Origin of the sequence: Falsigemmobacter faecalis (genome assembly GCF_003863335.1) — a bacterium.
GTDB lineage: Bacteria > Pseudomonadota > Alphaproteobacteria > Rhodobacterales > Rhodobacteraceae > Wagnerdoeblera > Wagnerdoeblera faecalis.
This window is the reverse complement of the sequence record NZ_RRAZ01000035.1, coordinates 25,412-35,864: the sequence shown is the minus strand read 5'-3', so window position 1 is coordinate 35,864 and position 10,453 is coordinate 25,412. Positions and strand designations below refer to the sequence as shown.

Sequence of the window (10,453 nt, the reverse complement as noted above, 5' to 3'; positions counted from 1 at the left end):
CCGGACTCTAATCGCAGATGGAGGAAAAATCCCGTGGCAGGTCACAAGAACATCTCAAGCATCGAGACTATTTCACGGGTCATGACTGGCGACTAAGAGCCTAAGGCAGCCCTTTTCAAAACGTTCGATAAACCTCCCTTGTCGACCTCACATCACGCACAACTTATGTCATCGTCAAGCATTACAGAGCTGGCGTCACCCGAGTAAATCTGGTGCAGGGCGCGTCTGAGACAGTCGCGTGCCTGTAGCATCGGTCAGCCAAATAAATCAGCCGCTTTTACCAAGTAGCAACGGGAAGTTGCCCCTCCACACCTTTTCGCGAACGCCTTTACGCCCCTTGCATCGCATACAGAGATAAGTCTGCGGGAAGATGTCCCTGTCAGCTTCGCCACATCAGAAAGCACCACATACATCGATTGAAAGGCCGCCAGAGCCTCCGGGCTGATTTCATAACTATCTGCACCACCGGTTTTGGATTTTCGACTTTCAAGAAGATCTTCACGGCACCAATGGGTGACGCACTCGTGCTTCCATCCGCAAATTTGAGAAACCTGCAGCGCGGTATAAAATTTGTTCTGCTCAGGGCTGTCAATGAGCGCCCGAAGATCATCTTCAGAAAAAGAAAAAGCTCCCAAAGCATCATCAGAAGCTGCTGAAACGGCCCGAAGCTTCCCAGCTTTGATTGCGTTGAACACTCGCTTGAGAGCCTGAAGTTCATTGGTGCGGCGTTGGTTTATGTCTGCAAATCGGATTGTCGTCCCGCCACCAGCAGGGCTGCGCGCACCTACTCGGATAGTTTCGGCCAGCCTCTGCAGCTCAGATGCTTTAAAAATGCCGTCCGTCAGAGGCGGCAAAGAGTTGCGATCAACAGGGGCAACGAACCCTGCGTCCCCCAACAATGCAAACTGCTTCTTCGAGACCCCGAGAAATTCAGCTGCAGTCTTGGCCTCCCAGTATCGGGCGCTCTCGGTTGCTATGTTTTCACTTTCAGCCCGATCAACCCAAGTTCGGCGATGTCCGAGAGCAGATTCTTTGATCTCGCCCCCGATCTTACCGCTGCGTACCGCCTCAACAATTCGATCAGCTCTCACGGCGAGGATTGCCGCCGCTTCCTTTGCGGTAAGCCGATCATTCTCCTGAATGCAGGGGCCTTCTTTCTGCCCTGCACCCAATGAGCGTACGACAGCCCAGAACGGGTCGTACCAAGGCCCTCGAAACCTTGATAGCGACTGGTACCACCCCCCAAGTTTCATAGGCAGGGTTATATCTCTATCAGCACTCTCAAGAAGTTTCGCACTAATGAGCTGTGCGAAAGCTTCCTGCGGGTTCTCCAGCATCGGCCATACGGCCTTTGCGACGGATGCCGCGTCCTCTGCACTTCGGGGCAGCCTGGCCTTCCCCGGCTTATCAAGCCGCGATGACTGTACGGACCCGTGCAGGAAATGGATGAAGCGATCAAAGCTCGCTGGGGGTTGTGAGTCCGTTCCCCAGCGGCTTTCAATGAGCCTTGCCGAGATTGCCACTTCGGCCTCAGATGCTTGAGAAGCCGGGAACTCAGCGAACGGAGCCCCGCATTCACAAGCAAGAAAGCCGCCGGTAGCTGGCGTAATTTGGGTTTCACACCTGCCACATCGATCCACCAACCTCGCTCCGTGACGCGGGCAGGCGCTGACATAGCAATGGCGCCAGCTGATGTCCCAAAACCCGTTCTCTCGCAGGCAATACGGGCAAAACGGATCACAAGAGGACCGCTCAAACTGAAGTGGAAACTGTCCCTTCTCAGCCCCGCTGACAGGCGTAATTTGCTCAAGCACTGAGCCCTCCAGCTGCAGCTTTGTCGCTACCGTGGCAAGTTGACCAAGAAGTGGGCGTCCATAGCGGACCTCCAACCTTCCATAGAAGGGGGCTACCGTTTCGTAGAGCTCGTCGTGAGCACACCTTCGCAAGTAACCGCTAAGACTTTCATTCGGGTGTGGCTTAGCCCCTTGCATCTCACGCCCTCAGACCGCGAACGGCGGCATATTCATGAACATTATTGGGAAGCACCGACAGACCAGCTTCCTGCATGACGTTCACGTAAGATCGTGAAAGCACGTCATCCCCTGGCGGTGGGGAGGAAAAGGCAGCTGATACCATATGGCGATCCTGACAGCAGGCTGCCGCCGCAGCCGCGATCTCTTGCATGGTCAGTTTGCTGACAGGCTTTCCTGCGCCCACAGCTTTCAGGATACGCAACGCCAAGCCAACGCGCCCACCGCAGACTGCGAACAGCCGGCGCGCAATGTCCTGATCCGCAAAGTCCGTTTCCACGGAGGCTTCACGCAACAGCGCAAAGATGCCGTTCATCGCCGCGACAAACCCCTCACGATCCCTTTCCAAGGACCACGAATATGGCTCGAAAATCAGGCTGCGCATGGCCCTGTCTCGGAACTGCTCATTACCATCCACGATCCGTTGAAAGTTCGGAAGACCAGCCAAAACCAAGGTAATACCTGTCGCATCTACAATGGTTTTAAAATGATCAGCTGCCGAACGAGCCGACAGGTTTGCACCTGGCTCAACGCAATGATTGCATTCATCGAGCACCAGCACAGCGACACCTTCGCGACTGATTGCAGCGATAACACGGTCACGCACGATTGAGGTGCGCTCCTTCTTGCCGCAGTCAAAGCCCATCGCCAGAAGCATTGCACGATACAGCTCCCGTTCATTCGGTTTGGGCGGTACTGCTCCCAGCACGATGGGCTGACGCCTGAGCAACGATGCGGAAGCTCTGGGCGCAAAACCAGTGTCTTCGTCCACAAGGTCCAAGAGCAAATCAGACTTTCCAACACGAGTGGGACCCAGCAGAGGGATGATCGCTCCATTCAGGTTGGCGGCGCGGGACAACTGATCACGCAGAGCCATCAGGATTTCGCTGTAGATGCGATGCCGGATCCGGACATCCAGCGCTTCGGACATAAGAATTGGCATTATGACCTCCTCCTACGTTCAATTGGAGGCGGCGATGACGGAGACGCGACAAAAACTGGCTCGTTCAACGAAACGACTTCAGTCTCCGGCTGTCTGGATGAATTCGCCCCACGAGGCGACGCCTTCGATCGAAGAGCTGTTTCCTGATCGCGTTGAAAGTCTTGGGCGGCATGCGCGGCCCGCCGCGCTTTGGTACGTTGGCCGCGCATCGGCCGGTGCATGTCTTTAGTCATTTCTCTCAGAATAATTTGTGCCGACAGAGCCCCCTGTGCTTCCATCTCATCGACGGGAAGGGTTTTGCGCAAACGCTCCAGCTCTGCAAAGCTGATCGCAGGCAGATCAGGATCCTTCGCGGTTAGTTCTACCCAGTCATCGTCGTTCGGATGGCGTGCAAGCAGCATCCTAATGTCGGTTGGGTCGTATCTGATTTCGAGCTTGGCACCTGGACCATACTGGTCCAGCAGCAGGCCAGCTTCGCCAAAATATTGAATACGTTGATATTCTACACCGTACCGCTGCAACTTGCGCTCGGTTCTACCCGCAAAGAACATCTGCCGGATTTCGCTCTCGCTCGGCGGTTCAGGAACAAGGCACTCTTTCAGCAATCGCCGCCAGCTTGCCGCTGGACTCTCGTTCGTACGCAGATGGCTCGTAACGCGCTTTCGCGGCATCTGCGCATAGACATCATATCGCCAGCGCTGGAGCTTAGATTCAAATTGCTCAAAGGTTAGTCTGGCCTCTGCCGTCGCCTTTTCGATCCGCGTACGGTTCTTCATTAAACGGGTCTCGGTAGCGCCTGGCAGCGAGTGGATGAACTCGTTCATCACGCCGAACAGACGCTCGATAAACGGCTTTTTCTCGGGCTTCTTGGGGATGTTCTTGCGGAACTCATAAAGGCAGTGCTCAACAATGCTTTCGATGAGGGGGCCCGAATTTTCCGAGCCCTGGTCGGAGATCGTGACCAGGGGGCGCCCGATTGCTTCAAGCCTGTTACTGATACCAAATGCATCAAAAAATGCGTCGCCGTGGGGGACCATCATTTCCTTCAGCGTTCGAGCGGTCAGTTCTGCATTAGGTGGCGTAAGGCTGAGGGACATCCCTACGATCAAGCCTGTGGCGCAATCGATGGCTGCGCAGATATGTGGGCGCGCGACGTTTCCCTCACTGTCGATGACTACGAAGATATCAGCCTGGGTAGAATCGATCTCGACGCGTTCAAATGGCGCCTGAACCATTTCGAAGTGGCGTGCCCGCAAGAGTTCCTTCGTGGCCTGATCGCACCCAATACGACGTTTTATGAGGTCACGGTGTGGAAGGCTTGAAATAATACTTCGCACAACACGTTCGCCACATTCCTGCATTGTGACTTTGTTCTCTTCGGCCCAAGTTTGATAAAGTGCATAGCTGATCCGGTGCAGTTCCTTGGCCGTCACGCGATCAGAGTTCACAAAGCGTTCCTCCAGCTGCTGGATTACAATCGCTTCGAATATCGGATCATGCCGTCGAGTACGGTTGCCAGAGCGCCGACGCGCATCAGCAAGAGCTTGACGCCCGCCTGCACGAAAAGCACCTTTCCACGATTGAAGTGCTCGAACAGAAGGCACTGATATTGGGCGGCCGAGTCGGTCCCTCAAGCCTTGGAACTTTTCGATCAGCAGGGCATGTCGTTGCGTCCAAGACAGATAACCCTGCGCATTGAGTTCGGCCTCCGCACGCAGGATTTGAAGGCGGACCTCCTGGTCCTGCTGTCCCGCTTTAGTCTGAAAATACTGGCGGCTTCGCGATATGTCGGACTGTGCCTGAGCAAGCAGGACGTGCAGTTCTTCGTTAGAGATTTGTGCGCCGTTTCCTTCAACGTCTTGAATTATGAATCCACTCTCGTCCTGCGTTCGTGCGGTTACGGTAAAAATGACGCCATCATATACTAATTGCCTCCCGATATAATTCGAAACAACATCAATCATAGCGAAGCACCCTCAGATGATCTTTATTTCCAAATGAGGGGCAAAGATTAGAGCAACGACCAATCCGCGCTTTGCTCAGATTTATCTTGAGATCACCTGAGACAATCCATGAAAAGACTTCTCCACTCGAATAACCTGCGTCGCAATATTCTGAGAATAGCGCTGACCCAGTCCGCAAATTAAGTGGGGCATTATTAAATGGTATAAAATTGTTTTTATACCTTGCGACACTTCTCAGAAGCTTTGCATTATAGGACAAATCAGGATTAATATCTTCCTCGGAGAAAATACAAAGCTTAATACCCAAGCCCGCCAATCTTTCAGGGTAGCTCAGAATTGACGCGTCTTTAGTAATGAGGCGACTGTGTTTGATTTCCACCAAAACTTGGTCACCGCCTTCAAAAGACAGGCGAAAATCCGGAGTGTAGCGTTTCGCCAGTTGCCTGTCTCTTGTAGCGGCATGATAGGCTTCGTGATTTTCGTATTCGGACAGAGACACCATATCGAAAACGCAAGGCTGGGGTTCGATACGGATTACATCCGGATCAAGGCTAAATACCGCAATCGCGGCTGCTTCAAGATTACTCTCGGTCGCGCAGTATCCGTGCACTCCCCGCCCGGAAACGACGGTCAATTTCTTCTTCATGCCGCGGTCATAAACAGACCGCGCCACCGGCGACGCATTAAGATGTCTTTTCATGCGGGCTACTTAATCTCTTTTACGACCACCTCAAGGGCAATAAATCAAAACCGCGCTTAGGTTTGAATCGATTGCGGATTCACGCAAAAGGAAAATTTGGTTTGATTCAAAATTCACGGAAGGTTTTTAAATTCTGCATGCAGAATGTTAAAACGTGATTTTTTTTGAATTTACAATTCAATCCAGATTCAATGACTTAATTGATCTTGTACAAAACATTTCGGTCGAAGGTGACCAATCTCCAATGATCACTTTTTCGTGAATTTAGCCATATGACGCGACTTCGGTTGGGCGGATCGTGCCAGGACATGCAGTAGAGGCGCTCATATGGCATAGATCAGTGGGCTTAACAGCTGAGCCTGGCTACGCACCCGCAGTGCGAGAGCGCCAGCCTCCGTCTACGTAGGCTGGCGCTCAGTACCGTCCCTAACCTTACCGGCTCAGCAAAAAGCCGCCCTGAAGTTTCAGGGCGGCTTTTCGGTCTTTGTTCTTCAAACGCGCAATCTTATGCGCTTCGAGCGAAAACTTATGCGCAAACGAAGCATTATGCGCAGTCCTACAAGCCCTCAGAAATCGAGGTTCTCAACCGAAAGCGCGTTTTGCTGAATGAACTCGCGGCGGGGCTCAACCACATCGCCCATCAGCTTGGTGAAGACGTCATCGGCATCGGCAAGATCTTCGATCTTCACCTGCAGCAGGGTGCGGGCTTCGGGATCGAGCGTGGTCTCCCAAAGCTGCTCAGGGTTCATTTCGCCAAGACCCTTATAGCGTTGCAGCGACAGGCCTTTTTCGCCCTCGACCAGGATGGCGCGCATCAGCGCAACCGGGCCGCTGATCGGCACTTCGCGGTCTTTACGCACCAGACGGCTGCCATGGCTGTAGATGTCGCGGGTGCCGGACGATACCTGCGCCAGACGGCGCGCCTCGCCCGAGCGCAGGACGGCGCCGTCGAGGGTGCGGATCTCTTCCACGCCGCGCAGCACGCGGGCCAGACGGATCCCGTGGTCCTGAGTGATCCGGCCATGCCAGCCCTGCTCATACTCACTCGCGACCAGGTCGAGACGCTCGGCCACGCGGTTGGCGATGTCCTGCAGATCGCCCTGACCGGCTTCAAAGGCACCGGCCAGCGCCGCCTGCTCAAGGATCTGTCGCGGATAATGCGTCGGGAAAGCATCAAGGATCCGGCGGAACTGACGTGCGCCTTCAATGACCCGCATCAGGTCAGCCCCGGCGATTTCTTCGCCCGAAGCCAGCTTCAGCACCGCGCCTTCAACGCCCATGGCGATCAGGTAATCATCCAGTGCCGCCTGGTCTTTCAGATAAACCTCAGACTTGCCGCGCGCCACTTTGTAAAGCGGCGGCTGGGCGATATAGAGATAGCCCCCCTCGACCAGCTGCGGCATCTGACGGAAGAAGAAGGTCAGCAGCAGCGTCCGGATATGCGCGCCATCCACATCTGCGTCGGTCATGATGACGACTTTGTGGTAGCGCAGCTTTTTGATATCGAACTCATCGCGGCCGATGCCGGTGCCAAGCGCGGTGATCAGCGTGCCGATATCGGGCGAGGCCAGCATCCGGTCAAAGCGCGCGCGCTCGACGTTGAGGATCTTACCGCGCAGCGGCAGAACCGCCTGATTGGCGCGCGAACGGCCCTGTTTGGCCGAGCCACCTGCCGAATCCCCCTCGACGAGGAAGACTTCGGATTTCGCCGGATCGCGTTCCTGACAATCCGCCAGCTTGCCCGGCAGCGAGGCGATATCGAGCGGCGATTTGCGCCGGGTCAGTTCGCGCGCTTTGCGGGCGGCTTCGCGGGCGAGGGCCGCTTCAATGATCTTGCCCACGATGACTTTGGCCTGGGCCGGGTTCTCTTCGAACCATTCGGCCAGCTTTTCGTTCACCAGGTTCTCAACCGCCGGACGCACCTCCGAAGAGACCAGCTTGTCCTTGGTCTGGCTGGAGAATTTCGGGTCCGGCACCTTGACCGAGAGCACGCAGGTCAGACCTTCCCGGGCATCATCGCCGGTGAAGTCGATCTTCTCGCGCTTGGCGATGCCGCTCGACTGGGCGTAGTTGTTGATCGTGCGGGTCAGCGCACCACGAAAGCCCGCCAGGTGGGTGCCGCCATCGCGCTGCGGGATGTTGTTGGTAAAGGGCAGCACCATTTCATTGTAGCTGTCGTTCCACCACATCGCCACTTCAACGCCGATGTCGTTCTTCTCACCGACAATATAGATCGGCTCCGCCATGACAGAGGTCTTGGAGCGGTCGAGGTATTTCACAAATTCCTTGACGCCGCCTTCATAGAACAGCTCCGTGTGCAGCGGCTCTGCCGGACGCTCATCGCGGATGATAATGCGCACGCCTGAGTTCAGGAACGCGAGTTCCCGCAGACGGTTTTCCAGCGTCTTGAAGCTGTATTCCAGGTTCGAGAAAGTGCCTTCCGGATGCACGGTCTTCGAGGCGGCCATGAAACGCACTTCGGTGCCGCGCTCACCCGGGGCCGGGCCCACGGGGTGCACATGCACGGTGCATTCGCCATGCTCAAAGCGGGCGTGATATTCGGTATCGTCGCGCCAGATCCGCAGCTCCAGCCAGTCCGACAGCGCGTTCACCACCGAGACGCCCACGCCGTGCAGACCACCCGAGACCTTATAGGCGTTGCCGCCCTCATCGGTGTTGTTGAATTTGCCGCCCGCGTGCAGCTGGGTCATGATGACCTCTGCCGCCGAGACCCCCTCTTCGGCGTGAATGCCGACCGGAATGCCGCGCCCGTTGTCGCGCACCGAGATCGAGCTGTCGGCGTGGATCGTCACATTGACGGCAGTCGCATGACCCGCCAGCGCTTCATCGATGCCGTTGTCGACAACCTCATAAACCATGTGGTGCAGACCCGAGCCATCGTCGGTGTCACCAATATACATGCCAGGGCGTTTGCGGACTGCCTCCAACCCTTTGAGAACCTTGATCGAATCGGCGCCATATTCACTGGCTTTCCGTTGCTCTTCGGCCATGCCTGCATACCCTTTATTTTTCCCCTGATTTATAGCCTTCCGGGGCGGGATTGTCACGCGTCAGACCTGTCTTTTCGCGGAAATCCCCCTTTCAGACAAAGGGAATGGCCAGGCCCACAAGGATCAGCAGCGCCCCCGAGCCCCGGTTCAGCCGCAGCCGCGCACGCTCGCTTTGCAAAAGCGCCCGCGCCTTCTCCAGCCCGAAGATCAAAGCCAGATTGCCGATCATCGGAACCGCCGCCGCCACAACAAGGATCGCAAGGATATCCGCGCCGGTCAGCGCGCCCAGATCAAAGAACCCCGGCAAAAAGCCCATGTAAAACAGGATCGCCTTGGGGTTGCCGATCACCGCCGCCAGCCCCACAGCCAGCCCGGGCCAGAACCCCGGCCGCGTCAGCCGGCTGTCCGCCCCCGGCGCCGCCGCCTTTGAGCGCAGCAAAAGCACCCCCATGACCAGAAAGACCAGCGCCGCCAGCCAGCGCAGCACCCCCAGCAGATCGCCATAAACCGACAACACCCAGGCCATGCCCAGAAGCGCCAGCAGCACCCAGCCCAGATCCCCGATCGCCACACCCAGCGCCAGCGGCACCGCACCGCGAAACCCGCCCGAGAGCGCCCGTGCCACCAGCGCCACCCAGACCGGCCCCGGCACCGCCCAAAGCCCGGCCATGGCCAGCGCGAAAAATCCCAACTGCTGCAGCGTAAGGCTCATCTTATCCCCCGGCGCATCAGATCACCGCGCCATTGCCATCGAGACGCAGCACCTGCGCCCGCTCTCCGAAGCCCTCAAACAGGGCATCCTCTGTCCCGGTCAGAAAGGCCTGCGCCCCCGCCGCACTCAGCGCATCATAAAGCGCAGCCCGCCGATCCGGATCAAGATGCGCCGCCACCTCATCCAGCAAAAGCACCGGCGCCCGACCGCGCAGCTCCGCAACTGCCCGCGCATTGGCCAGCACAAGCCCGATCAGCAGCAGTTTCTGCTCCCCGGTTGAGCACATGGCCGCCGGCATCTCCTTGGCCCGCCAGCACGCCCCCAGATCCGCGCGATGCGGCCCCGAGAGGCTGCGCCCCGCCGCCAGATCCCGCGCCCGCCCCGCCGCCAGCGCCGCCGCCAGATCCTCAGTCCCCGGCCCCGGATCAAGGCTCAGATCCGCGGCCGGAAAGGCCCCCTCGATCTGCGCCGCGACCAGCCGCGCCACGGTGGCGCTGCGGTGCTGATGGAGCCGCGCCCCCGCCTCCGCCATCCGCGCCTCAATCACGCCATACCAGCCCGGATCCCTGACCCCATCGCGCAACAGCCGGTTTCTCTCCCGCATCGCCCGCTCATAAGTCAGCGAGGCCGCCGCATGCCCCGGCTCAAACGAAAGCGTCAGCCGGTCCAGAAACCGCCGCCGCCCCTCCGGCGCTTCAATCCACAGCCGGTCCATCGCAGGCACCAGCCAGACCATCGGCACCAGCGCGCCCAGCGCAGCCTGGGTGGCAGATTTCCCATCCAGCCGCACCAGCCGCCCCGCGCCCTCGCCCCAGGTCTCCACCTCATGCCCGGCAATTTCCGCCGCAACCTTCCAGCCGCCCGCGCCGCTGCGCTGCGCGATCTCACCAGAAAGCGCGCCACGAAGCCCGCGTCCTGGTGAAAGCAGCGAGATCGCCTCAAGAATATTGGTTTTTCCGGCCCCGTTCGGGCCGCGGATGGCCACCGGACGGCCATCAAACTCCAGCCGCAAAGCGCGGTGGCTGCGAAACATCGCAAGGCGCAGCGAATTCAGCATGGCCGCTCAGCTCCGCGATCTGACTTTGGCTTTTTC

Annotated in this window: 7 protein-coding genes and 1 pseudogene; all 8 read right to left on the bottom strand. The window is 57.7% G+C overall.

The genetic code is table 11. The features are described 5' to 3' along the window. Window positions 1–254: 254 nt before the first annotated feature. On the bottom strand, window positions 255–1,337 hold the full coding sequence (locus tag EG244_RS21050; RefSeq protein ID WP_233589052.1) for a hypothetical protein: 1,083 nt from the start codon (window positions 1,335–1,337) through the stop codon (window positions 255–257). A gap of 315 nt (window positions 1,338–1,652) precedes the next feature. Beyond that, a pseudogene (locus tag EG244_RS21535) lies at window positions 1,653–1,991 on the bottom strand (TniQ family protein); the annotation flags it as partial. Between the two features lies 1 nt (window position 1,992). Next, window positions 1,993–2,973, bottom strand: coding sequence for a TniB family NTP-binding protein (locus EG244_RS17250; RefSeq protein ID WP_124966423.1), 981 nt, complete (start codon window positions 2,971–2,973; stop codon window positions 1,993–1,995). Continuing rightward, on the bottom strand, window positions 2,973–4,937 hold the full coding sequence (locus EG244_RS17245) for a Mu transposase C-terminal domain-containing protein (protein WP_124966422.1): 1,965 nt from the start codon (window positions 4,935–4,937) through the stop codon (window positions 2,973–2,975). The genes EG244_RS17250 and EG244_RS17245 overlap by 1 nt, the downstream gene beginning before the upstream one ends. Further along, entirely contained in the window at window positions 4,930–5,637 is a 708-nt protein-coding gene (locus EG244_RS17240) for a hypothetical protein (RefSeq protein ID WP_124966421.1), read from the bottom strand. The genes EG244_RS17245 and EG244_RS17240 overlap by 8 nt, the downstream gene beginning before the upstream one ends. A gap of 566 nt (window positions 5,638–6,203) precedes the next feature. Next, window positions 6,204–8,648: a DNA topoisomerase (ATP-hydrolyzing) subunit B gene (gene gyrB / locus EG244_RS17235; RefSeq protein WP_124966420.1), complete on the bottom strand. Its 2,445-nt coding sequence runs from the start codon at window positions 8,646–8,648 to the stop codon at window positions 6,204–6,206. Window positions 8,649–8,739: 91 nt separating this feature from the next. After that, complete coding sequence (locus tag EG244_RS17230; protein WP_124966419.1) at window positions 8,740–9,360, bottom strand: LysE family translocator; 621 nt, start codon at window positions 9,358–9,360, stop codon at window positions 8,740–8,742. A gap of 16 nt (window positions 9,361–9,376) precedes the next feature. Beyond that, complete coding sequence (recF, locus tag EG244_RS17225; protein ID WP_124966418.1) at window positions 9,377–10,417, bottom strand: DNA replication/repair protein RecF; 1,041 nt, start codon at window positions 10,415–10,417, stop codon at window positions 9,377–9,379. Window positions 10,418–10,453: the final 36 nt, after the last annotated feature.

What these genes read in the sequence shown, in the direction of transcription:
- EG244_RS21050 (WP_233589052.1), bottom strand. Translation starts at nt 1,337, where the DNA reads ATGCTGGAGAACCCGCAGGAAGCTTTCGCACAGCTCATTAGTGCGAAA.
- EG244_RS17250 (WP_124966423.1), bottom strand. Translation starts at nt 2,973, where the DNA reads ATGCCAATTCTTATGTCCGAAGCGCTGGATGTCCGGATCCGGCATCGC.
- EG244_RS17245 (WP_124966422.1), bottom strand. Translation starts at nt 4,937, where the DNA reads ATGATTGATGTTGTTTCGAATTATATCGGGAGGCAATTAGTATATGAT.
- EG244_RS17240 (WP_124966421.1), bottom strand. Translation starts at nt 5,637, where the DNA reads ATGAAAAGACATCTTAATGCGTCGCCGGTGGCGCGGTCTGTTTATGAC.
- gyrB (WP_124966420.1), bottom strand. Translation starts at nt 8,648, where the DNA reads ATGGCCGAAGAGCAACGGAAAGCCAGTGAATATGGCGCCGATTCGATC.
- EG244_RS17230 (WP_124966419.1), bottom strand. Translation starts at nt 9,360, where the DNA reads ATGAGCCTTACGCTGCAGCAGTTGGGATTTTTCGCGCTGGCCATGGCC.
- recF (WP_124966418.1), bottom strand. Translation starts at nt 10,417, where the DNA reads ATGCTGAATTCGCTGCGCCTTGCGATGTTTCGCAGCCACCGCGCTTTG.